Genomic DNA, 23,361 nt, shown 5'->3' on the forward strand with positions numbered 1-23,361 from the left:
TGGGTAAAATAAAATTTTGGAGGATTAGAAATGGTAAGAGAATATACGGCAGAATTCAAATTGGAAGCTGTTAAACTGGCAAATGAACAAAGAAAGGCAGGTCAAACAATTACAAAAATAGCAAGAGATTTAGGAATAAAGGGTGGTTTATTAGGAAAATGGATAAAGAAACACAACGAAAAAAAGTCGGCGGCAAATGCATTTCCAGATGTAGCACCTTATGACAAAGAGAGGTTTGATTTACAAAGCAAGAGTAACAAGGGAAAGAGACATTTAAAAAAAAGCCCTGGCCAGTCAAAAAGAGTAAAATATTTTTTCATAAAAGAGCATAGTAAACACTATAAAGTACAGGAATTATGTAGGATTTTCTGCTAGTGGCTACTATAAGTGGACCACAAGAAAAATAAGCAGTAGAGAATCAGCAAATAAAGAGCTACTCGAAGCTATTCAAAAAATATATCAAGTTTCTAAATGTAGATATGGAGCTCCTAAAATTCATGCTGAATTAAAGGCTTTGGGTAAAAGTTGCAATTTGAAAACGGTGCAAAGTATAGTACTTCCCAAAGTAAATGATAAAGGTATAATAAGCTATTTGAGTTATAATGGCGTATAGTGTGGATTTAAGGGAAAGGGCAGTATCGATGATAGAAAAAGGGAAGTCAAAGGTTGAGGTGGCAGAGCTTTTGGAGATAGGAATAGCAACTCTGTACCGCTGGTTAAGAAAGAAAGCCGCTGGTGAAAGCCTAAGGCCATCGAAAAACGGCAGCTTTATTCGAAAAATAGACCCAAAAATACTCGAAGAATATGTTAAAAAGAATCCAGATCATACGCTGGCAGAGATGAAACAAAATCTTGGATTTGGAATAAATTCAATTTGGTATAGGCTGAAACAGCTAAGAATTACTTTAAAAAAAAGTTACACTATATCAAGAGCGCAATCAAGAAGATAGGCAGCGATTTACCGATAAAATCTCAAAAATAGACCATTCCAGCATCTTATATATAGATGAAGCAGGAGTTGATAATAGGTTATACCGAGAGTATGGACGTGCTCCAATAGGAAAGAAAATTTATGCAGATATTCCAGGAAGAAAACGAGAGAGAATCAGTATAATAGGCGGGTGGATTGGAAAGAGATTTATTGCACCAATGACTTTCAAAGGTGGGTGTGACAAAGAGGTATTCAATACATGGTTAGAGAAGATGTTATTACCTAAATTGCCACATGGTACTACAATAGTTATGGACAATGCCACATTCCATAAAACTCCCAAAACAAAGGAGTTAATAGATAATGCTAGATGCCGTTTGCTCTATCTACCAACATATTCACCAGATTTGAACCCTATAGAGCATTGTTGGAATACCATCAAAAGCCGCCTCAGACCTTTAATGCATAAATATACAGACTTACAACTTTTGGTTGGTAATACCATAATGGAAATTTATCATTCATTTTAGAAAATACTATATTATGCAGAAAAATGACATCAGGGCTATACTGAAAAGAAAGTTTAAAATTAAAAAACAACAAACAGATAATAGAGCTGTAGCTCCCAATATACTAGATCAAAACTTTATTGTTGATCAACCAAATAAAGTATGGGATTACTTACATCAAAACCAAGGAGGGATGGCTATATTTGGCAGCAATAATTCTCACGTATGGTAGTTAATGAGTAGTGCAATAAATAAACAATTGGTTATGAACTCTTTATTAATGGCCATTAATAGGCGTAAACCTGTTAAAAATCTACTGCTGCACAGTGACCAAGGTTCACAATATACTGCGCAAGGGTATCAATATCTCTTAGCTGTAAAGAATATAGATGAGTAATAAAGGCTGTTGTTACGACAATTCTGTTGCAGAAAGCTTCTTTAGCTCATTGAAAAGAGAAATACTTATTGATACTTCACAACACTCTGCTCAACAAACTAGAACTGCAATATTTGAATACATAGAAATTTTTTATAACAAACAACGTCACTATTAACTATTGCATTCCAGAACAATTTGATGCATCATTCTTTTTGTAAAAAACATTCCAAACTTTCTCTCCACTTTTTCTGGGTAAGGTCACTGACTCAATACCCAGTCAATATCCTTTCCACCAGTTCTTTTACTGCCGGTACGTAGCCATTCTCATAAAATGGATCTTGCTTAAATTTGTACACATTGTGCCCGGAAAACATGAGTTCGTTCTCAATATCACCACCCTGTATAATGTTTTGCAGTGTCTTTTGTATACAAAAACTCCGTGGATCTGGCTTTCGTCCTGTTGAATGGTCACCATGATCTTTCCAATTGCTAAACAAACAATGGCTCAAACATCCCATACAATTGATTTGATCTTCTCTTATTTGTTTAAATTTATCTGGCGTCACAAAAATAACAGTTGAATCTGGGGTTTTCATTGCTTCTGTGTACCCTGCTTTAGTCCATGTATTTGCCAGTTCTTTGTCTTTTGCAGTAAGGTAGATCTTCCTACCTCTGCTACCCATTGCAAATTCACTATTGGATTCTTCGCTGGCATTTTCTGAAAAATTTACTTGATGTAATTTTCGTTCCTGTAACTCACGTATAAAATTATTCCTCACCGCAGATGAATAAAACCCTGTTGGACTGAATTTATTTAAAAATACATCACCTTCTTCTAAAGTGAGTAGCTTCTTTTTCCACTCTGCAGAAATTGGGCTTTCTTTCGTCAAAAGTGGACGAGTGCCAAACTGAAAAGCTATTGGTCCAATTTGCAGATTGTCAAACCAATGTTCCCAATCTTTCAAATGCCACACTCCTCCTGCCATAACAATTGGTGTTTCTGAGAGACCGACCTCGTTCATGAAAGATCTAAGCTCTGCAACTCTTTCAAATGGAGCCTGTGGTAGCTCTGGGTCTTCACTGTTACTGAGTCCATTGTGCCCTCCAGCAAGCCATGGATCTTCATACACTACTCCACCAAGCAAATAGGAAGATATTCTTTGGTAAGTACGCTTCCATAATGCTTTAAAAGCACGCACCGATGAGATAATAGGGTAATAATAAACCTGATATTTAGCTGCAATTTCTCCAAGCCTATAAGGCATACCAGCACCGCAGGTAATACCATGAATCAAACCTTTCGCTCCTTCTAATATGCCATGAAGTACGCGTTCTGCTGCTCCCATCTCCCAAAGTACATTCATGTGTATTCTTCCATGACCTTTTGATATTTCATTTGCTATTCTTGCCTGACTAATTCCAGCTTCAATACTATACTCAATCAATTCACTATGCTTTTCATTTCTTGTTTTGCCTTTATAAATTAGTGGCACTAACTCGCCATTATCATCAATAAGCTTAGCATTTGCACCAGAAAATGTACCCACAGCATCTGCTGCAGCAAATGCTCCGCTTGATCTCCCATCACTAACTGCAATGCCTTTACCACCTTCGATGATTGGCCACACTTCCTTTCCTGAAATTACTATCTTTTTTATCTTATTTTTCAAAACTTCCTCGCAATCTTTCACTCTATTTTACTTAATTACTAAAAAAATGATAGCTGTTTATTTTTTCTTGTATCATTAAAGCTTCTGTAGCTACTCATGCTGTTGTAGTTTGAGAGCAGTTCCCATCGGAAGGGTGTCATTCCAGTGCTTGACACTGGAATCCAGTTTTTGATCAAAAATGTTGCTATAGTGCACAATCAATTTTCCTGGATCCAAGTAGTCTGGGCTACTTGGATGACACCATAGGGGGCTACTTGGATGACAGGGGAGGGAGGCTGCTGGGATCCTGACAACCGTCATCCCGCTGCTTGTTAGCGGGATCTAGAGATACCGCGGCGGTATGACGTAGAGCTACGTGTTTAGGTTTAATGAATCCACTATATCTTTTACTTGAGAAAAAACATACTCTTTGCTTACACTGGTATCGATAATAAAGTCACTCATCTTCCTTTTCTCCTCAATAGATAACTGAACATCGGAGATTAGATTAAGCTTTTCTTTATCTATGTTGCGTTCGTTAAGTCTTTGAGCTTGCACAACGCTATCTGCATGAACAAAAACAATAAGGTCGCAATATAAATAAAATTTTGTTTCTAATAGAAGTGGCACATCTAAAACTAAAAGTTTTCTATCGATCTTTTTTTCCTTGGCAATAAAAAATTCTAATTCACGCAGCACAGCAGAGTGAACCAAAGATTGAAATTGTTTCCAATTTTCATCGTAGGCTAAGAAATATTTAGACAGTACTGTTCTATCTATTTCACCATTTACTACCACTCCAGGAAAATTTTTCTCTGCATAACTTATTATGCTTTTATCCACTTTATAAAGTTGGTGTACAACAGAATCAGCATCAAATACAACAGCACCAAACTCTTGAAAGCAATTAGCTACAAAGCTCTTTCCTACCCCAATTCCGCCTGTTAGACTTATAATCATATAACAAAATACATTCGACTTCTTTTGAAACTATAGCTAAGGTTTCTCTATATATATTAACTAGATTTTCTAGATCCCAGTGTCAAGCACATAACTATACGAACATTGCAATTTGTAGGTGGTGTCATCCCAGTCTGGGATCTAGCTTTTTGGTAATTTTATCGAAAATGTTTGCTCGTTTACAATCAATTTTCCTGGATCGAAGTAGTCTGGGCTACTTGGATGACACCCTACTTAACCGTCATACCGCCGCGGTATCTCTTAGCCACTAACACGTAGCGGGATGACGATTGTCGATAAATCTAAGTTACTTTAGCAACAGTTATTCTCCACTAAATTACTCTGAATTTTGGTTATATTATTTGCGGATTTCACTGCTGAAATCTCAAATTTTGAGCTTGTGTTCAAAAATGATTCAACTGACCTGCCAAAAAAATCATATCTCCATCCCTTGAATAATTTATCTGTCTGTCCAGATATTGACCCGGTTAACTCATCTTTTGAAGAAACTAATTTCCTTGATATGTTACTTTCTTTACATTTACTATCTAAAATAATTGAGAGTATATCAAGTACAGATTTGTCATAATTACTCGATAAGGTGTTGTTTTGCTGCATCCAATTTCTCTCATTTTCATTAAAAATATTCACAAACTCTAGTAAATCCGCATCTTTTATATTTTTTGTATTCCTCTTGAGATCATCTAAAATCTCATCAACATGCTCTACATTTTTTTCAATAAAATCAGCTATTACAGCATTATTGATTATTTTATTACGGTTCATATTATAGCGCTGTGCTAAGGTTTCTTGCCACTCACTAACTGCTTTAACAGTTAGTATCAATCTTGGATTTACTTCATAATTAAATTTAATCCTCTTCCATGCATCTTTTGGGCTATGTAAATACTTATTTATATCAACTATTGATTCCATCTCTTCTTGAAACCAACCCATCCTATTATTTTCTTCAAGTTTATTGCACAATATTTGGTATAGGTCATATAGGTGTACCACGTCGTTTACTGCATAATCTAACTGATCTTCGGACAACGGACGCCTTAACCAATCTGAATTTTTAGCTTTAATTTTATCCAGTGCTATTCCTTGATATTGCTCCACTACTTTTGAGTAACCAATAAAGTCATGATAATAATGACAAAACATAGCAGCAACTTGGGTATCAAAAATGGGAGTGGGAATACATTTAAACACAGTGAGTAAGGATTCTATATCCTGCCGGCAGCTATGAAACACTTTGGTTATCCCCTGATTTAGCATTATTTTCTTAATGAATGATAAATCAATTTCTGGCACTAATGCGTCTACAATAAAACTCTTCTCTCCGTAAGAAATTTGAATTAACGATAATTTTGGGTAGTAGATTAAATTATTTCTAATGAACTCCGTGTCAACTGCTATAAATTTCGGCTTTTTTGCTATTAACCCCTCACATATGTCCTCCAGCTCCGACGTTGTATTAATTAACATATGTTTTTTATTCAGTGGTTCTATTTTACTACTTATATTAAATTTTGCAATTAGAGTCACTACGAAATTAGTAATGGAGCTTGCTAGTTACTTATAATATTATAAAGTGTTTGTTATGTAGTGGTGAAGTGTTATGGTAGATTTTATAGACCTTTTTCAAGGAAGTAAAGATTTTACGATGTGCATGCACAACGGTTCAGGGGATGCAATATATAATCGATGTATATCTGCTGTAAGAATGGACCCGCCATGTATGCATGGTGAATCTATTCAAGGTTTGTTTGAAAGTTCGTTTGAACAAGGTGTTGTGACTGTTAGAGTGAACTTAGACTTAGAAACTTTAAATGTAGTGGTATATAAATCTCCTCCAACTTCTGATAAGCTTGACGCATTTTCACTAGCATATCAAATAGACAGATATCACATAGATGAGAATACTATAGTTTTTGATGAGAAAGTAAATACAATAAAATTTGATATATCAAATCCTTTAAAACATAAATTTATTACATTTGAGATTTTTAAAAGATAAATTATAATTCTGGTTCATTTATAAAAGGCTAGACTTAACGTGCCAGGCAGGAATTAACTGAAAGAAAAATTGAAGTAGCAAGAATTGATCTAGTTTGATATTACTAATATAGTAAATCTCTGGATATATAATAAGAACTAGATTCCAGCGTCACGCGCTGGAATGACAGGGCTATAGGTATCATCCAAGTAGCCTCTTTCTTGTCATCCCAGTGTCCTGACACTGGTTTCCATCCAAAAGGGTGTCATTCCAGTCTGGAATCCAGATTGGACACTGAATTGGTGAGTGTAAAATTCTACGTCATACCGCCGCGGCGCTAACAAGAGATCCCGCTAACAAGCAGCGGGATGACGGTTGTCAGGCTAGCTGTCATCCGAGTAGCCTCCTTTTTTTGTCATCCCAGTGCCCAGACACTGGGATGACACCCTACTAGCGGAAGTTACTCTCAAATGTTTGTTCATGTTAGCCACAAACATTAAGAAATTTACCAAATAAAAAAAAAGGCAAAAGAAGCCCTGGGGTTATTATCCGCTTTAAAATATTGGCGTTTTTTATGTTTTAAACGCTTGACAAGCAAGATTAAGCTGCTTTTAATTGCAACTAACTTACGCTGCAAATGTTTAAGAAATTTACTAAGCAGAAAAAAAGACAAAGAATCCCCGAGTTAGCTAGTCTTTTACTATCTCTGTCGAGTATTGGCATTTTTTGATGTCTTGTAACGCTTTATAAGCGCGTTCAGCTTATTTAGATAAAAATCTAGATGTAGATGAAGTTTTGTAAAGACATACAGTATCTATATACTGCAAAAAATTGAACATAAGACGCCGATACATTAAGTAATCCTTACCTTTTAATCTGCAGATTGGCGAAAGCAAATACAATAGCTTCACTATCATGATAAGGGCGCTGGCGAAGGGTGTCAAGTAAGTTTTTCGTTTCTATAGCTACTACCACGATTGTATAGGTAATTCTTCACTTATAATAATGATTCAAGCCTTCAGCTCCTCAAACACTTCACTTGCTCTATTTAAAACAGAATCAGGAAAACCAGCAAGTTTTGCTACATGTATTCCATATGACTCATCTGCAATGCCTTCAATTACTTCATGTAGAAAGATAACCTCTCCGTTCCACTCTCTTATTTTTACACAAAAACATTTCACGTTCTTCAAGTATTTGCTTACTTTAGTTAATTCATGATAATGAGTTGCAAAAATGGCGCGGCACTTATTTACATTGTGAATATGTTCAATCACTGCCTGAGCAATAGATAATCCATCATACACCCCTGTGCCCCTACCAATTTCATCAAGTATCACCAAGGAACGGTCCGTTGCCTGATTTACTATCGTTGCTGTTTCGATCATCTCTACCATGAAGGTAGAATAACCAGCTGTTATATTATCCGTTGCGCCAACCCTGCTGAATATCTTGTCAATCACTCCAATATGTGCACTTTCTGCTGGCACAAATGACCCCATGTGAGCTAAAATTGCAATGAGAGCGTTTTGCCTCAAGAAAGTGCTTTTTCCAGCCATATTAGGACCAGTAATTAGATGTATACCAGCTAAATTGATGCTATTTGCAATGAATTTATCGTTAACTTCAACCACTGGATGTCTTCCGCTACAGATATTGAACTCTTTGCTGTCATCAATAATGGGTTTTACGTAATTATTTTGCACTGCAAGCTCTGCAAATGCGGTTCTAATATCAAGTTTTGCCAAAGCATTTGCAGCAAGAGCAATTTTTTCAGATTCTTTAGCGACTTCACTACACAGTTCACTAAAAATTTTCATTTCTAAGCCGATTGCAGCATCACGTGCCGTAAGAATTTTATTTTCTAGTTCTTTCAATTCATTAGTAGTGTAGCGCATGCTATTTGCTAAGCTTTGTCTATGAATAAATATATCCGAAGTTATTTTGTGATTTGCCGACACTTCAACGTAATAACCGAGTATATTGTTGTGCAATATTTTGAGTGCGGCAATGCCAGTAAGATCGCGATAAGATTCACGGAGCTTAGTTACCAACTTGTTACTGTTGTTCAGTATATAAGATAACTCAGATAATTCTGAGTTGTATTTTGGGTAGATAAACCCTCCTTCTTTCACGGAACTGAGGTTATTATCGAGTATAGCACTATTTAACAGTTCAAATAGGTCTTTATGATTGCCAAGGCTTTTATGTATTGTGCTTAGTTCACTCTCGTCACTACTTATCACCTGAGTGGTAGACACTGACTCCTTTTCTCTAGATTCCAGTGCCAAGCACTGGAATGACATCTGAGAGTTAGCTACTGGTTCTTCACTTAAACAATAATTATGCAAGGTAGACAGAAACTCAGACAATTCTAAAGTCTTTCCTAGGCCTATTTTCAATAGGTTCATATCCTTTGGTGAACCACGCCCTAGTATTAAGCGCGATAAAGACCTCTCAATATCCGGAATGTTAGATAATATCTCTCGTATTTTTCTGCGTGGCTCATGATTATTTACAAAAAATTGAGCGGTGCTGAGCCTCAAATTGATTGCCTTGGAGCAAGCAAGTGGTGAAGCGAGCATTTGCTTGAGCAGGCGTCCACCAGAGGCTGTAACTGTGTGATCAATAACTGAAATTAGTGAACCTTTCTTTTCACCAAATTGAGTTGAAAATAACTCAAGATTTCTCCTTGCTGAAGCATCAATAAGCATGAAATTTTGTTGCTTATAGGTTTTTGGGAATTCAAGCCTTGGAATAGAGCCCCTTTGTGTTACTCTGACATATTCAAGCAGTGCACCACACGCCATGATTTCTACTTTGCTGAAATTTCCTATACTCCCAAGTTCCCTGATTTTATAAAACTCGCATAACGTTCTGTGAGATTTACTATACTCAAAAAAGCTCTGTGCGTGTTGCGTAATTGATATTTTATAATTTTTTAAAATCGATCTAATTTTTTCGTCCTCAGTGAATTTTTCAGAAATTAATAATTCTCTTGGTGATATACGCAACAAATCACTATCTAGAGCTTTCAAACTCGTTAAAGTGTGAAAAAATTTTCCCGTCGATAATTCAAGCCAACTAATAGCATATTCGTCATTTTGTTCAACTATGGACGCGAGATAATTATTGCTTTTATCCTCCAGTAGTGAATCTTCTATAATTGTACCTGGAGTTACAACTCGCACTACATCACGTTTTACTATGGATTTATAGCCCCTCTTTTTTGCTTCATCAGCAGTTTCTAATTGATCACAGATTGCTACTTTGAATCCTAAATCTATTAGCTTGTGCAGGTAAGATTCACTACTGTGTGCTGGCACTCCACACATTGGTATTTCTTGCCCACACGAATTACCTCTCTTAGTGAGCACTATATTCAGCAATTTCGCAGCTTTAATAGCATCATCGAAAAACAACTCATAAAAATCTCCTAGCCTATAAAATAGCAGATGATCCTTGTATTGAGCTTTCAGGTTCAAATACTGCTCCATCACAGGGGTGTTTTTTTCTTTTACGAAGCTCATAATATTTTTTAATATATTGTATTGATAAACGTTATTATAGATTATATTGCACATGTGAATAACATAAATTTTAAATAGGTGTATAGAGGGGAAAATTTAAAACAATTAAATTTCTTGGATCCAAGTAGTCAGGACACTTGGATGACATAAAGAGTAGGAGTATTTGATGACAAAAAAGCAAAAACACAGTTGTCATTCCAGCGCGTGACGCTGGAATCCAGAATATCCTAATTACAAGGTTTATTATTTAGTTTGAAAAATACTATAGCTTTTTCTATGTAAGTTGTGGCCCCTTTTTACCATTTGCGACAGTTGTATCATCAACAGATATTTCAGAGCTAACAGTGCTAATAGTTTTTTCTATCGCTTTAGCCTGTTCATAGTCTTGACTCAAAAAATACATGGCCAGTCCAATAGCTATACTAGCAACAAGAGAAGATGCTATCATTACACCTAGTATCATACCACCAGAAAGACTTACTGCAACACACACACCAGCTCCAAGTACAACACCAAGAAAACCACCAATTATTACGCCAGGCACCAAACTGCCTACCATAGCGCTTTCTTTTTTCGTATTAGCTTGTTTTTTCATACTTTTAATAAGCACTTCTTTTGTTTTTCCTTGAGCTAAATCTGAAGGAATTTTATTATCCGCGTTTTGTATCAAAGGATTTGCACTATATGTAACAAGAAGGGTGGTTATTTCTTCAGTTTTATTACCTATAACTGCATGATGTAGTAATGTATTTCCCTCTTCATCTTTAAAGTTTATATGAGTACGAAATTCTTCATCTAGATTTCTTATTGGGTTGTTTTTTGCATATATCCCAGATTGTATTGCTCTATCTAAGCATTGTATCACTTGTTCTAGTGATTGCTCGCCAGGATTTTGTATAAAATGAAGCAGAATTTCGTGTACTATCGCTTCCTTTGTAGTTTTTGGGCATCGTAAAGCGTAATTAAATGTCTGTGTAGTAATAACTTCTTCTTTTCTTTTTTTAAGAACAACCCTTAAATCTTCAATCGCCTTTTCACCATCTTTTATTCCAAGAATTATTGAATCCAAATTATTTATCATGCTATCCTCCTTGGTTTGATTGCATTACTCATTAATAAATAATATAATAAATCCTGCTAAAAGTCAAGCAATTAATTAATAAGTTAATATAATCCTCCAAAAGGAGCTCCTTACTTTTTGTTCAGCATGTCCATTGGATCAGACTCTTTAAGCTTGCTGTTTGCTGAATTTATTCATCACAATAGCTACAATGTGCTATCGAAGTTCTCTGTAATCTTAGTTGGTTCTTCTAGAATATTCAAAATATCAGTTGCACAATAAACCCGATCTCTCTTTCCTTGAGAAGTTTGTGAAACGATGCCTAAATCTTCAAGCTTTACGATTGCTCTTTGGGCTGTTGTAAATACGACACCTAAGTTTTCAACCACTTTCCTTATAGTAAAGTAAGGGTTTAAAGACTATTAACTAAATCATTGTCCCATTCAAATTTTGGTGGCAAGGGGCTTGGTATAAATGCCTGATAACCAGCGAATAATTTGCCTGATGGTGATCCTTTAATATACATTCATTCAACCGAGCACACTATTTTTATAGTATATATTATTTTCAAATAAAGTCAAAAATGAAAATAAGGCTTTATCTTATTTGCGTGCATGAAAATAAGAAACTCTCTTATTATTGATTTTGCTCAAAAACGAAAATAGAAGAAGCTACTGAACTTTATATATCCTGTTTTTCTGGAGAACTGCTATAAAACTTCTGAGTGAAGTCACTTAATTTTTACACATCTATTGTAGAGTAAGAAGAACCGAATTTGAAACAAAAATGCTAACTGATGCTTGGACTTTACTGACACTTACACTACTTGAAACTATACTTAGTGTAGACAATTTAATCTTTATTTCTCTAGCAATAGATAAGGTACCAAATGCGCTGAGAGAAAGAGTGCGCCTTATGGGCCTTGGATTAGCACTATTAATGCGTTTTGTAATACTATTTTTTACATCATCTATATTATCAATGCAAAAACCTATATTTCACACTGCATCAGCAAGGGATTTACTTATGATCGCAGGGGGATTATTCCTTATTGTTAAGAGCTCTATGGAGTTACGGGATGACATCTTTGTATGTAAGAAAAATAAAAAGAAAGCAAACGTTAAATCAAAATTTTTTTTAGTTGTGCTACAAATTATATTAATAGATTTAGTTTTTTCGGTTGATTCGATATTAACTGCTATAGCACTAACTTATAACATGGTAATAATTGCTACAGCATTTACATTTTCCATGCTAGCAATGCTGTTTTTATCAAGTTATACCGCCCAGTTAATCAAATCTAACCCAGGGTTAAAAATAATCGCCATTTTATTTGTTTTACTTGTCGGTGTGTACCTCATACTTCATGGATTTCATATAGAATTACCAAAAGGATATTTGTATTCTTCATTTATGTTTGCACTGCTTGTGGAAATTATAAGCAAAATAAAGAAAATTAACCGTCATACCGCGATTCATTCGCGGTATCTCTAGATCCAGCTAACAAGCAGCGGGATCTTTTTGATTTACTCCCACTCAATAGTTGCGGGTGGTTTAGAAGTGATATCATAAACAACTCTATTTACTCCGGGAACATTATTAACAATTATACTGCCGACATTGCGTAAAAAATCCCAAAATACTAGCAAGTGTTGATCCTTATCTTCAAATGGAAATGCATCGGCTGTCATACCATCAGATGATGTTACAGCCCTTAAAGCACAAACATATCCATACGTACGACCATCTCCCATAACGCCTACAGTTTTTATTGGTAATAATACAGCAAAAGCTTGCCATATCTTATCGTATAGATCGTAATTTTTCATCGTATTAATATATATTTCATCTACTTCTTGCAATATTCGCACCTTTTCTTCATCGACTTCACTTATAATCCTCACTGCAAGTCCAGGTCCAGGAAATGGATGTTGAAATATTATCTCATCTGAAAGCCCAATTTCTTTTCCAAGTAGCCTTACCTCATCTTTAAAGAGGTAGCGTAAAGGCTCCACTAGCTTCAGGTTCATCTTTTCTGGCAACCCACCAACATTATGGTGAGACTTAATTGTACTAGTGTTGTTTGAGGCATGCCCTGACTCAACTACATCAGAGTAGATGGTACCTTGCATCAAAAAATCCACATCACCTATTTTTTTTGCTTCTTCTTCAAACACTTCAATAAAAGTGTTACCGATAATTTTTCGCTTTTCTTCTGGATCAGTTATTCCCTTCAACCTACTCAAAAATAAATTTGATTTATCAACGTAATTTATCGGAATCTCTTTCAACATAGCGATGGTTTGGTTCTTGCGTAACAACCCAGTATCGATAAAAATACAGTTCAATTGTTTTCCTATAGCTTTATGTGTGAGAGCCGCTGCAACGCTTGAATCAACCCCACCACTTACTGCAGCGATTACTTTTTTCTCTCCTACTACATTTTTGATTTTTTCCTTTTGCTCCTCAATAAACGACTTCATTGTCCAGTCTCTTTTGCAATTTGCAATATCCAAGAAGTTAGAGAGCAATTTACTGCCATTTGTTGTGGGCTTAACCTCAGGATGGAACTGAGTACAGTAAATCTTCCGCTGTTCGTTGACAATCATTGCAATTGTTTGATTTATCACACCTGATGCGATAACAGTAAATCCCTGTGGTATAGTATCAACACTGTCCGCATGGTTCATTAATACATCCACTTCAGAATTAACATCCCAGGTATCCTTTACAATGGGGGATTCTTTTAGTATCTTGATTTTAGTTCTACCAAACTCCTGTTTGAAACTCTCTTTTACTTTTGCTCCAAAATAATGACAAATGAGTTGCTGTCCATAGCATATTCCAAGTATAGGAACGCTTGTTGCCTCATTAAGTTTTATAATTTCATGTACTATTCTACTTGTTTCAGAACAATCATCATTTACAGATTGTGGTCCTCCAGAGAGAATAAACCCATTGAATTTTGATATTGTTTCAAAACTGACGCTGCTTGGAAATATTTCACAATAAACGCCCATTCCTCTTACTTGTCTTGCGATAAGCTGTGTAAACTGTGAACCAAAATCAATAATGGCAATTGCTGACAATTTGCTCCTCCATATTATTTAAAATGATATCTGATAATAAAGAAAATAATGGAGTAAGTAAACCAAGACCTGTTTAAAAGCTTTAACGCGTGGTACAAGTTAGCTATATAGCTAATTTTCCTACACCATACCGCTACGACGCTAACACGTAGCGGGACGACGAGCTTATCGTCATACCGCGATTCATTCGCGGTATCCCTTAGCCGCTAACAAGTAGCGGGATTATCTTCATGCTGCCACGAACCGTCATACCACCGCGAACCGTCATACCGCGATTCATTCGCGGTATCTCGGCAATAGATCCCGCTAACAAGTAGCGGGATGACGATTGTCGTTTAGCCATAAATGTTTAAGAAATTTACCAAATGAAAAAAAAGGCAAAAGAAGCCCCATGGTGGTTGGCTATTTACTATGTACTAAAATATCGGCGTTTTTTTTATTCTAAAACGCTTGATTAAGAGCGATTTAGCTGCTTTTAACTTGCAACTAACCTACACCGCAAGTGTTTAAGAAATTTACTAAGCAGGAAAAAAGGCAAAGAAACCCCGTAGTAGCTAGCATTCAAATTCTCCCTTGTCAATTTGACGTTTTTTGCTGTCTTAAACGCTTTGTAAGCGCGTTTCGGCTTATATAGGTAAAAACCTAAAAATTTTTAAAGACATGCGATGCACGTAGTGCGAAAAATTAAACATGAGACGCCAAATACCCTAAGTTTTTTGTCATTAACCTGCACAGATTGCGAAGATAAATAAATAGCTTCAGTTTTATGATAAGGGAGCTGGCGGAGTTTGTCAAGAAAGTTTTTTCGTTTCTATTCCCAATAAAAGTGCGTTATATGGTTATGCAAGAAGTCTATTTACCCATTTGCTTAACTTTCTCTCTACTTTTTCTGAGTAAGGCCGCTATTGGCATGACAGACATTCATCGTAGTCAATATCTGTTTTTTGTTGCAATATTTCACTTTTTTTGAATATGTCATGCGAGACCTTATCGGCTCTCTGCATTGATTGTGATCTGCAGTAATATAAGCTCTTCAATCCTTTTTTCCAAGCAAGCATGTGTATTTTGTGCAAGTAACGTTTATGTACGTTGGCAGGTAAGAACAGATTTACTGATTGAGATTGACAAATATACGAAGTTCTATTACTTGCATGTTCTATAATCCATCTTTGGTCAAGCTCGTACGCTGTTTTAAATGTCAATTTTTCATGCTCACTAAGAAAATCTAAATGCTGAACGGAACCCTCGTTTGTTGAAATTGAAGACCATATTTTATCATTGTCTTGATTTTTTTCTGCTAATAGTTTTTGCAAGAATTTATTTCGCACTACAAATGAGCCTGTAAGTGTCTTTTGTATGAATACGTTTGCTGCGTATGGTTCTATTCCAGGGGAGGTATTACCTGCAATAATGGAGATCGAGGCAGTAGGAGCAATAGCGAGTTTGTGTGTAAACCTTTCCATTAGATCAACTTCTTTGGCATCAGGACATGCTCCCTTTTCTTCTGCTAATTTTTTAGAAACTATATCTGCTTGCTCGCGTAAATACTTAAATATTTTTTTATTCCATTGTTGTGCTGTTACTGATTCAAAAGGAACCATTTTGCTTTGTAAAAATGAGTGAAAGCCCATCACACCAAGACCAATACTGCGTTCTCTGGCTGCAGAATATTTTGCTCGCTGCATTTCATTCGGTGCTTTATTTATGAAATCTTCCAATACATTATCAAGAAAGCGCATTATATCTTCTATGAAGAGTTTATTGTCTTTCCATTCTTCGTAGTACTCAAGGTTTACGGATGATAGACAACACACAGCAGTGCGTGACTTATTCAGGTGATCATAACCTGTGGTTAAAGTTATTTCACTGCATAGATTTGACATCTTGATGTCTAAGTTGAGCTTTTTGTAAGATTCTGGCTTATTGTTATTTGTTGCATCAAGGAAAATAATGTAAGGTTCTCCAGTTTCAACTCTTGCTGTTAATATTTTGATCCATATATCCCGCGCTTTTACAGTTGAAATAACCTTATTGTTGTGAGGGCTTATTAAATTCCATTCTTGATCATTCTCAACAGCCTGCATAAATTTATCTGTTACTATTACAGCATGATGTATATTTAACGCTTTGCGATTTGGGTCACCGCCTGTTGGCTTGCGTAAATCTAGAAACTCTTCTATCTCCGGATGAGATACAGGAAGGTAGACTGCTGAACTTCCTCGCCTTAGGGATCCCTGACTAATTGCAAGCGTTAGAGCATTTTGCACTACAATAAATGGAACAATTCCTGATGTTTTGCCGCTACCCTTTACGCTTTCGCCTATTGAGCGTAAATTTCCCCAATAACTACCTATGCCTCCTCCACGTGCAGCAAGCCAAACATTTTCGTTCCATAGATCAACTATTCCCTGCAAGCTGTCTTCGGTTTCATTAAGAAAGCAAGAGATAGGTAACCCTCTCTTAGTGCCACCATTGCTGAGTATTGGTGTTGAAGGCATGAACCACAAGTTGCTCATGTAGTCATAAAGACGCTGCGCATGTTCTTTATTATCAGAATAGTAATTAGCAATACGTGCAAAGAGGTCTTGATAACTTTCATTTTCTATTAAATACCTGTCTGATAGAACTGCTTTTCCAAAGTCGGTTAATTTGCTGTCCTTTGCGTAATTAATGGTAATGTTATTCATAAAATTCCTTTTATTCTTTTATTATATATAGATACTTAAAAGTCATTTTGAGCGATTTTTAAGTTAGGTTTTTCGGATTTTCTTGTTGATGCTGTAATGCAAACAAGATACCGTCAACCTGACTGCCATATATTTTACAGTAACTCATATAACTTATTTGCATATTTATTTCTTTTGCAACATGTTGAACATAACTTTCTGAGTGACGAAAATAGTCTCCTTTATTTACAAAGTCAATACCTTCACCTTCCTTTCTTCTTATTAAACATACAATAACTCCTTTTTTGCTCGTAGATCTTTTTGCTAATTTCAATTCTTCTTGAAAGTCATGTAGATAATGTAGCACTTCAGCAAAGATAATTACATCATACTGCTGGTTTTTCTCTTGTTTAAGAAACTCTTTCATTTCCATATGTATTAATTCATTGTAAACAGGCTTACCTTTTATAAAGCATCCTCTTGCGATATTTAGCATTCTACTTGAAATGTCAATTCCTGTTATGTGGTTTCCAATACTATTTATTTTTAAGAAATGACCACATATTCCAGTCCCACAACCAAGGTCAAGTATATTGAGCTCAGAAGTGGAGTTGTTGAAGATTTTTGTAATTATCATGTGTACAAGTTCATGCCCTCTATATTGTTTGGCAATCAACCAATGCTCAACAAAATATTCACCTGTGTAATCAAAATATTGTCTTATGAGGTTTTTTGGCAATTCTGTAATAAGCGCTGAGTTTGTCATTTTTTTTATATAGTAAGACGCCTCCTCGTGGTCATTATCTAATTTTAGTGTCCTTGTTAAATAATTATAAGCTTTGTTAGTATTCCCTACCGCAAAATGACACCTTCCGATGTTATACCAGACTATAGGTAAATGGGGGTAAAATATGCTAATTAACCAAAATCGTAACTTTGCATCTGATATGCTACCTTTATAAAAGTGATATAAACCGATTTCAATGTTGGTGTTTAACAGGTTCTTAGATTTTTTAAGAAGCACTGTCATTTCTTTATGAAGAGTATTATATTTATTCACAATGAAGTGTTTTACTTTCTTAATATTTAATACGCCAATGAGCTTAGACATACAATTTAAAGCAACGTTTTTTATAAAAGAGAGATTACTTTTCATACGTTAGAAATACTCCGAATGTTTATTATCATTTTTAGGCAATTGATTTTAACACATTTTATCTTACAAAATATCTTTTTTATTAATTTTTACTGTATATATAAGTTTACCACATATTTCTCAGATTATACTGTTTAGGATTGCTAGTATATTGTTGTTGATAATATAAGTAAATGTTTTGTGCAAAAAGGCGTTGACATATTATTTATTAGGTTATAATATATAAAAGATTAATTTAGTTTTTAGATGTTTGACAAGTTTTATGGTAGAGATTAATTTAATCTCAATTCAATTTTAATAATATTTAACTCTGCATATTCTGCATATAGTCGGATAAATAAATTATTAAGAGCACTTGATGGATGCCTTGGCGTTAAGAGGCGATGAAGGACGTGGCAGGCTGCGATAAGCTGTGGGGAATTGTCAACAAATTTTGATCCGCAGATTTCCGAATGGGGAAACCCAACTAGTTTAGCTAGTTATTACGTACTAAGTATGTAAAGCAAACTTGGTGAACTGAAATATCTAAGTAGCCAAAGGAAAAGAAATCAACCGAGATTCTGTTAGTAGTGACGAGCGAAAGCGGAAAAGGCTAGTGATTTAAGAATAAGAATTAGAATACTCTGGAAATAGTAACCATAGAAGGTGATAGTCCTGTATAAGTAGAAAGTTTTTAAATCCTTGAGTAGAGCGGGGCACGTGAAATCCTGTTTGAATATGGGGGGACCATCCTCCAAGCCTAAATACTCCTTAACGACCGATAGTGAACAAGTACCGTGAGGGAAAGGTGAAAAGAACCCCGGGAGGGGAGTGAAATAGAATCTGAAATCAAGTGCTTACAAACAGTTGGAGCTCTATATCAATTTATTGATATTTAGAGTGACAGCGTACCTTTTGCATAATGGGTCAGCGAGTTAATCTATGAAGCAAGCTTAAGCCGTTAGGTGTAGGCGTAGCGAAAGCAAGTCTGAATAGGGCGTTTTAGTTTTATGGATTAGACCCGAAACCAAGTGATCTAGTCATGACCAGATTGAAGGTGTGGTAAAACACACTGGAGGATCGAACCAGTTAATGTTGCAACATTATTGGATGAGTTGTGATTAGGGGTGAAAGGCCAATCAAACTTGGAAATAGCTGGTTCTCCGCGAAATCTATTTAGGTAGAGCGTTGTATGTATGTTGTTGGGGGTAGAGCACTGGATAGACTAGGGGGGTTCACCGTCTTACCAAATCTAACTAAACTCCGAATACCAACAATTAATTATACAGCAGGCACACTACGGGTGCTAAGTCCGTGGTGAAGAGGGAAACAACCCAGATCACTATCTAAGGTCCCAAAATTACAGCTAAGTGGGGAAGGAAGTAGAAAAACCATTACAGCTAGGAGGTTGGCTTGGAAGCAGCCATCCTTTAAAGAAAGCGTAACAGCTCACTTGTCTAAATAAGTTTTTCTGCGCCGAAAATGTACCGGGGCTAAAGCTGTATACCGAAGATGTGAGTGCTTATTGATTTCGATCAATAGGCGCGGTAGCGGAGCGTTCCGTAAGTCTGTGAAGGTGGTTTGTGAAAACTGCTGGAGATATCGGAAGTGAGAATGCTGACATAAGTAGCGTAAAAGAGTGTGAAAAACACTCTCACCAAAAATCTAAGGGTTCCTATGTTAAGTTAATCTGCGTAGGGTTAGTCGGTTCCTAAGGCGAGTCCGTAAAGGAGTAGTCGATGGCAATTAGGTTAATATTCCTAAACCTCTTAAGTGTGACGGGTTTCGTATTTGTATAGATCTTATTGGATTGATCTATGCTTAAAAGAAGCTCCAGGAAATAGCACTTATATTTATGAGGCCGTACCGCAAACCGACACTGGTGGATGAGTAGAGTATACTAAGGTGTTGAAAGAATGATGTTGAAGGAACTCGGCAAATTATACCTGTAACTTCGGAAGAAGGGTAACCTGCTTTTAGGCAACTATGAGTAGGTGGCACAAAATAGGGAGTAGCGACTGTTTACTAAAAACACAGGACTCTGCAAACACGTAAGTGGAAGTATAGGGTCTGACGCCTGCCCGGTGCTGGAAGGTTAATAGGAAGGGTGCAAGCTCCGAATTGAAGCCCCAGTAAACGGCGGCCGTAACACTGACGGTCCTAAGGTAGCGAAATTCCTTGTCGGGTAAGTTCCGACCCGCACGAATGGCGTAACGATTTCTCCACTGTCTCCAACATCACTTCAGCGAAATTGAATTCCCCGTGCAGATGCGGGGTACCCGCGGTTAGACGAAGAGACCCCGTGCACCTTTACTATAGCTTTACATTGCTATTAAAAGTGTGATGTGCAGGATAGGTGGGAGACTTTGAAGTTATGGCGCTAGCTATAATGGAGTCAACCTTGAGATACCACCCTTTACACTTTTGATATCTAACTATGTTTCATTATCTGGAACTAGGACATTGTATGGTGGGTAGTTTGACTGGGGCGGTCGCCTCCTAAAAAGTAACGGAGGCGTGCGAAGGTAAGCTAGAGCTGGTCGGAAATCAGCTTGATAGTATAATGGCATAAGCTTGCCTGACTGCGAGGCTGACAAGCCAAGCAGAGACGAAAGTCGGTCATAGTGATCCGGTGATTCTGTATGGAAGGGTCATCGCTCAACGGATAAAAGGTACGCCGGGGATAACAGGCTGATGGTGTTCGAGCGTTCATAGCGACGACACCGTTTGGCACCTCGATGTCGACTCATCACATCCTGGGGCTGAAGAAGGTCCCAAGGGTTCGGCTGTTCGCCGATTAAAGTGATACGTGAGTTGGGTTTAGAACGTCGTGAGACAGTTCGGTTTCTATCTGCCGTGGGTGAAGGAAATTTGAGAAGGTCTGACTCTAGTACGAGAGGACCGAGATGGATATACCTCTGGTGTACCAGCTGTTATGCCAATAGCATCGCTGGGTGGCTATGTATAGATGGGATAATTGCTGAAAGCATATAAGCAAGAAACCCTCTTCAAAAAGATTTCCCAATTAAGGCCGTGGAAGACTACCACGTTGATAGGCTAGGTGTGGAAGCATGGTAACATGTGAAGCTAACTAGTACTAATAGCCTGATTGATTTATTTGCTTTCTATATGTGTGTATGCAGTGTTAAATATTAAGTTAAAATTGTTAAGTTAGAAATTTTTATTGACTTGGTGGCTATAGCAAAAATGAACCACCCGATCTCATCTCGAACTCGGAAGTGAAACTTTTTAGCGCTGATGGTACTTGAAAAGGGAGAGTAGGTCGCCGCCAAGTTTATAAAAATTTCTTTGTTAATTAGACAGTAGGTATACTTATATTTTAACTTTCTTGTTTTGTTACTATTCTTTAAGTTTTTACTTTAACTACGATATCTTTTTTTTCTTATATGTTCTTGGTCATTTTCTACATTATTTAGCATTGTTCCTACTTCCCCTAATTGATTCCCTTTTGAAGGAGAATTACTGATTTCTGGTAATATTACATTACCTCCCACTTTTTTAAATAATTCTTCTTGTTGGCGAAATGCTGACCTCCAATCTGTTCCTGTTCCTTTAGGAAGAAATAAGAATTGATACATCTGACCAAAGCCTGTGTTATTTACCTCTTTTATATGCTCTACCATTCACCACACCCATTAACTATTTTTAAAAATTTTACCTATATTATCATAAAAAATATAGTTGTAAATACCTTAATTGAGATTTTTTTTTATTTTATCTTTTTTAAGCAAATAGTTAGATCTTTTTGTAAGTTTTTATAACTTGCTTGCATAATGTTTCTATGAGTTAGTATTATGTAGTAGTGCCCTATATTACTTATATTTAAAATGCTAATTTTAGCAAGCATTCGTAGTTGCCTTTTTATTTTATTTCTTTTTGCTGCTTTTCCGGTTTTTTTACTGATAGCCAGACCTACTCTAATAGTATGAATGTACTTTTCAGGTTCTCTTTCTTTTATAGCGTACAGTGATATATAAAGCCCACGATAAAAAAGACTGTTGAGTGCTAACTTATTTTTGAAAGCAGAAGAAAAATCTTTTTTTTTATACTTACTATGCGCATAATTTGTTACACCCTAATGAACGGCGCCTATTAAGGATTTTTCTTCCAGCTCTTGTTGCCATACGTGAACGAAATCCGTGTCTGCGCTTTCTTATCAAATTTTTTGGTTGAAATGTTCTCTTCATTGTTTTTATATTAATATAATTATTTATTTTAAATTGTTTTACTTTATTGTCAAATAATGGTGAACTTGTATGACATTTTCGTAGAATAAAATTTGATGCATGGAAGAATGAATTCGGTGATAGTCATACCTGTCTTACTAATCCTTTTATTTTGTTTTAGTAGGTTTCAAGAAGTAAATAAGGTTAAATCTTATCTATATCTTAGTTGTGTATGGATGCTAACTTGGTTGTTAGTATTCTATAATAATTGTTTTGTAACTTTTATTTCTATAGCGTTACTTTTTTTCATGCTTGCTTTTATCTTTAAAAATAAAAGAAATAAGATAATAAAACTTTCGTTATTTGTGGCTTTGGCCATATCATTTTTTATCACTTTATTTATAATGCTGTCTATTTTTATTCAATCCATTAGTTTTTTTAATAAAGTAGCTATTTCAGAATTCTTGTTTTGCTTGAAATGGGGCCACAATGTAGTCACTATCAATGAAGAGAAGATAGGATGTTTTGGTATAGCGCCGCTTTTAGTTGGTACATTACTTATAACTATTATAGCAATGTTAGTTGTCGTTCCGCTTGGTTTATTTTCTGCAATATATATTAGTGAATATGCGAGTGAGAAAGTGCGTTATATTGTTAATACAACTTTGCAAGTTTTGTCTGCTATTCCTACGGTTGTATATGGATATTTCGCGGTTGTGTTTTTGTCTTTCTTTATAAAGCAGGTAGCAAATTTTTTTGGTTTAAGTATACACTCAGAAAGTGCCTTAGTTGCCGGTTTATCGATTGGGATAATGATTCTTCCTTTTATTATTTCTTTACTCGAAGATGCCATAAGATCTGTTCCAAAAAGCTTGCGTTATGGCTTCATGGCACTTGGTGCAACTCCAGCGGAAACTATATGGCATATAACAATACCTTATGCAATGCCTACAATTTTAAGTGCAATTTTATTGTCAATTTCAAGAGTGATAGGTGAAACAATGATTGTGCTAATGGCTGTGGGAATCAACGCAAATTTGACTTTTAACCCTCTTAATTCAGTTACTACCATTACCGTGCAGATCGCTACATTACTTACCGGAGATCAGGATTTCAATAGTGTACAAACTCTTGCTGCTTATGCGCTTAGTTTAGTATTGTTTATTATTACTTGGCTATTAAATGCATTTGCATTGTTTGTAATGAAGCGTAACTAGTAAGCGTTTTAATGTTGCAAAATTTCTATTAATAATATAAAATTTAT

At 35.9% G+C, this 23,361-nt stretch carries 20 protein-coding genes, 2 rRNA genes and 1 pseudogene; 12 read left to right on the top strand and 11 right to left on the bottom strand.

The window, feature by feature from the left end; translation table 11 throughout:
• The first annotated feature begins 30 nt into the window (after positions 1 to 30).
• Genes ACICQD_RS02190 through ACICQD_RS02220 form a run of 7 tightly spaced genes read left to right on the top strand, consistent with a single transcriptional unit; the run spans position 31 to position 1,994 of the window.
• Entirely contained in the window at positions 31 to 375 is a 345-nt protein-coding gene (locus tag ACICQD_RS02190; protein WP_264373730.1) for a transposase, read from the top strand.
• Between the two features lie 28 nt (positions 376 to 403).
• Positions 404 to 613: a transposase gene (locus ACICQD_RS02195; RefSeq protein WP_395461813.1), complete on the top strand. Its 210-nt coding sequence runs from the start codon at positions 404 to 406 to the stop codon at positions 611 to 613.
• Positions 603 to 950 carry an IS630 transposase-related protein gene (locus ACICQD_RS02200; RefSeq protein ID WP_155968342.1) on the top strand — a complete coding sequence of 116 codons (348 nt, stop codon included), beginning with the start codon at positions 603 to 605 and terminating at the stop codon, positions 948 to 950. Before ACICQD_RS02195 ends, ACICQD_RS02200 begins: the two co-directional genes overlap by 11 nt.
• Before the next feature lie 28 nt (positions 951 to 978).
• Positions 979 to 1,461: an IS630 family transposase gene (locus ACICQD_RS02205; protein ID WP_231115908.1), complete on the top strand. Its 483-nt coding sequence runs from the start codon at positions 979 to 981 to the stop codon at positions 1,459 to 1,461.
• 13 nt (positions 1,462 to 1,474) lie between these two features.
• On the top strand, positions 1,475 to 1,672 hold the full coding sequence (locus tag ACICQD_RS02210; RefSeq protein ID WP_051062196.1) for a hypothetical protein: 198 nt from the start codon (positions 1,475 to 1,477) through the stop codon (positions 1,670 to 1,672).
• Between the two features lie 3 nt (positions 1,673 to 1,675).
• On the top strand, positions 1,676 to 1,837 hold the full coding sequence (locus ACICQD_RS02215; protein WP_010082071.1) for a DDE-type integrase/transposase/recombinase: 162 nt from the start codon (positions 1,676 to 1,678) through the stop codon (positions 1,835 to 1,837).
• Entirely contained in the window at positions 1,830 to 1,994 is a 165-nt protein-coding gene (locus tag ACICQD_RS02220; RefSeq protein ID WP_010082072.1) for an IS3 family transposase, read from the top strand. Before ACICQD_RS02215 ends, ACICQD_RS02220 begins: the two co-directional genes overlap by 8 nt.
• A 91-nt stretch (positions 1,995 to 2,085) precedes the next feature.
• On the opposite strand, the gene ACICQD_RS02225 is transcribed toward ACICQD_RS02220, so the two are convergent.
• The 3 genes from ACICQD_RS02225 to ACICQD_RS02235 form a co-directional block, all read right to left on the bottom strand.
• Positions 2,086 to 3,489 (bottom strand): NAD(P)H-dependent flavin oxidoreductase, encoded by a 1,404-nt coding sequence (locus tag ACICQD_RS02225; RefSeq protein ID WP_395461517.1) that lies wholly within the window; start codon positions 3,487 to 3,489, stop codon positions 2,086 to 2,088.
• 351 nt (positions 3,490 to 3,840) lie between these two features.
• On the bottom strand, positions 3,841 to 4,428 hold the full coding sequence (gene coaE / locus ACICQD_RS02230) for a dephospho-CoA kinase (RefSeq protein WP_006280338.1): 588 nt from the start codon (positions 4,426 to 4,428) through the stop codon (positions 3,841 to 3,843).
• Between the two features lie 312 nt (positions 4,429 to 4,740).
• Positions 4,741 to 5,919, bottom strand: a complete 1,179-nt coding sequence (locus tag ACICQD_RS02235) for a ribonuclease D (protein WP_006279667.1) — start codon at positions 5,917 to 5,919, stop codon at positions 4,741 to 4,743.
• A 133-nt stretch (positions 5,920 to 6,052) separates the two neighbouring features.
• On the opposite strand from ACICQD_RS02235, the gene ACICQD_RS02240 reads away from it, so the two are divergent.
• Positions 6,053 to 6,451: a hypothetical protein gene (locus tag ACICQD_RS02240; RefSeq protein ID WP_007548550.1), complete on the top strand. Its 399-nt coding sequence runs from the start codon at positions 6,053 to 6,055 to the stop codon at positions 6,449 to 6,451.
• 989 nt (positions 6,452 to 7,440) lie between these two features.
• Here ACICQD_RS02240 and mutS read toward each other — a convergent pair.
• Positions 7,441 to 9,960 (bottom strand): DNA mismatch repair protein MutS, encoded by a 2,520-nt coding sequence (gene mutS / locus ACICQD_RS02245; RefSeq protein WP_395461518.1) that lies wholly within the window; start codon positions 9,958 to 9,960, stop codon positions 7,441 to 7,443.
• 274 nt (positions 9,961 to 10,234) lie between these two features.
• Positions 10,235 to 11,041 (bottom strand): ankyrin repeat domain-containing protein, encoded by an 807-nt coding sequence (locus ACICQD_RS02250; protein ID WP_264329793.1) that lies wholly within the window; start codon positions 11,039 to 11,041, stop codon positions 10,235 to 10,237.
• A gap of 765 nt (positions 11,042 to 11,806) precedes the next feature.
• Here ACICQD_RS02250 and ACICQD_RS02255 point away from each other — a divergent pair.
• Positions 11,807 to 12,514 carry a TerC family protein gene (locus ACICQD_RS02255; RefSeq protein ID WP_010082284.1) on the top strand — a complete coding sequence of 236 codons (708 nt, stop codon included), beginning with the start codon at positions 11,807 to 11,809 and terminating at the stop codon, positions 12,512 to 12,514.
• A 32-nt stretch (positions 12,515 to 12,546) separates the two neighbouring features.
• Here the strand turns inward: ACICQD_RS02255 and guaA are convergent, their stop codons facing one another.
• The 3 genes from guaA to ACICQD_RS02270 form a co-directional block, all read right to left on the bottom strand.
• The gene (gene guaA / locus ACICQD_RS02260) at positions 12,547 to 14,109 is read right to left on the bottom strand and encodes a glutamine-hydrolyzing GMP synthase (protein ID WP_264373861.1); all 1,563 of its coding nucleotides are present in this window, start codon (positions 14,107 to 14,109) and stop codon (positions 12,547 to 12,549) included.
• Between the two features lie 902 nt (positions 14,110 to 15,011).
• Positions 15,012 to 16,796: a ribonucleoside-diphosphate reductase subunit alpha gene (locus ACICQD_RS02265; RefSeq protein ID WP_077188557.1), complete on the bottom strand. Its 1,785-nt coding sequence runs from the start codon at positions 16,794 to 16,796 to the stop codon at positions 15,012 to 15,014.
• 58 nt (positions 16,797 to 16,854) lie between these two features.
• Entirely contained in the window at positions 16,855 to 17,931 is a 1,077-nt protein-coding gene (locus ACICQD_RS02270; protein ID WP_264705580.1) for a methyltransferase domain-containing protein, read from the bottom strand.
• Positions 17,932 to 18,266: 335 nt separating this feature from the next.
• Between ACICQD_RS02270 and ACICQD_RS02275 the strand changes: the two genes are divergently transcribed.
• Positions 18,267 to 21,032: ribosomal RNA gene (locus ACICQD_RS02275) — 23S ribosomal RNA — on the top strand.
• A gap of 66 nt (positions 21,033 to 21,098) precedes the next feature.
• Positions 21,099 to 21,205, top strand: a 5S ribosomal RNA gene (rrf, locus tag ACICQD_RS02280).
• Between the two features lie 85 nt (positions 21,206 to 21,290).
• Here the strand turns inward: rrf and ACICQD_RS02285 are convergent.
• The 3 genes and pseudogenes from ACICQD_RS02285 to rpmH form a co-directional block, all read right to left on the bottom strand.
• Positions 21,291 to 21,554, bottom strand: coding sequence for a hypothetical protein (locus tag ACICQD_RS02285; protein WP_077188558.1), 264 nt, complete (start codon positions 21,552 to 21,554; stop codon positions 21,291 to 21,293).
• An 86-nt stretch (positions 21,555 to 21,640) separates the two neighbouring features.
• Positions 21,641 to 21,916 (bottom strand): annotated as a pseudogene (gene rnpA, locus ACICQD_RS02290) (ribonuclease P protein component); the annotation flags it as partial.
• Positions 21,917 to 21,983: 67 nt separating this feature from the next.
• Positions 21,984 to 22,118 (bottom strand): 50S ribosomal protein L34, encoded by a 135-nt coding sequence (rpmH, locus tag ACICQD_RS02295; protein ID WP_006279898.1) that lies wholly within the window; start codon positions 22,116 to 22,118, stop codon positions 21,984 to 21,986.
• A gap of 107 nt (positions 22,119 to 22,225) precedes the next feature.
• On the opposite strand from rpmH, the gene pstC reads away from it, so the two are divergent.
• Positions 22,226 to 23,314, top strand: a complete 1,089-nt coding sequence (pstC, locus tag ACICQD_RS02300; RefSeq protein WP_038199744.1) for a phosphate ABC transporter permease subunit PstC — start codon at positions 22,226 to 22,228, stop codon at positions 23,312 to 23,314.
• The last annotated feature ends 47 nt before the right edge of the window (positions 23,315 to 23,361 follow it).

Origin of the sequence: Wolbachia endosymbiont (group A) of Therophilus tumidulus, assembly GCF_964277345.1 — a bacterium.
Lineage (GTDB): Bacteria > Pseudomonadota > Alphaproteobacteria > Rickettsiales > Anaplasmataceae > Wolbachia > Wolbachia pipientis.

Bases quoted from the DNA above. Each gene is read 5' to 3' on its own strand.
- ACICQD_RS02190 (WP_264373730.1), top strand. From the start codon at position 31: ATGGTAAGAGAATATACGGCAGAATTCAAATTGGAAGCTGTTAAACTG.
- ACICQD_RS02200 (WP_155968342.1), top strand. From the start codon at position 603: ATGGCGTATAGTGTGGATTTAAGGGAAAGGGCAGTATCGATGATAGAA.
- ACICQD_RS02210 (WP_051062196.1), top strand. From the start codon at position 1,475: ATGCAGAAAAATGACATCAGGGCTATACTGAAAAGAAAGTTTAAAATT.
- ACICQD_RS02215 (WP_010082071.1), top strand. From the start codon at position 1,676: ATGAGTAGTGCAATAAATAAACAATTGGTTATGAACTCTTTATTAATG.
- ACICQD_RS02220 (WP_010082072.1), top strand. From the start codon at position 1,830: ATGAGTAATAAAGGCTGTTGTTACGACAATTCTGTTGCAGAAAGCTTC.
- coaE (WP_006280338.1), bottom strand. From the start codon at position 4,428: ATGATTATAAGTCTAACAGGCGGAATTGGGGTAGGAAAGAGCTTTGTA.
- ACICQD_RS02235 (WP_006279667.1), bottom strand. From the start codon at position 5,919: ATGTTAATTAATACAACGTCGGAGCTGGAGGACATATGTGAGGGGTTA.
- ACICQD_RS02240 (WP_007548550.1), top strand. From the start codon at position 6,053: ATGGTAGATTTTATAGACCTTTTTCAAGGAAGTAAAGATTTTACGATG.
- mutS (WP_395461518.1), bottom strand. From the start codon at position 9,960: ATGAGCTTCGTAAAAGAAAAAAACACCCCTGTGATGGAGCAGTATTTG.
- ACICQD_RS02250 (WP_264329793.1), bottom strand. From the start codon at position 11,041: ATGATAAATAATTTGGATTCAATAATTCTTGGAATAAAAGATGGTGAA.
- ACICQD_RS02255 (WP_010082284.1), top strand. From the start codon at position 11,807: ATGCTAACTGATGCTTGGACTTTACTGACACTTACACTACTTGAAACT.
- ACICQD_RS02265 (WP_077188557.1), bottom strand. From the start codon at position 16,796: ATGAATAACATTACCATTAATTACGCAAAGGACAGCAAATTAACCGAC.
- ACICQD_RS02270 (WP_264705580.1), bottom strand. From the start codon at position 17,931: ATGAAAAGTAATCTCTCTTTTATAAAAAACGTTGCTTTAAATTGTATG.
- ACICQD_RS02285 (WP_077188558.1), bottom strand. From the start codon at position 21,554: ATGGTAGAGCATATAAAAGAGGTAAATAACACAGGCTTTGGTCAGATG.
- rpmH (WP_006279898.1), bottom strand. From the start codon at position 22,118: ATGAAGAGAACATTTCAACCAAAAAATTTGATAAGAAAGCGCAGACAC.
- pstC (WP_038199744.1), top strand. From the start codon at position 22,226: ATGAATTCGGTGATAGTCATACCTGTCTTACTAATCCTTTTATTTTGT.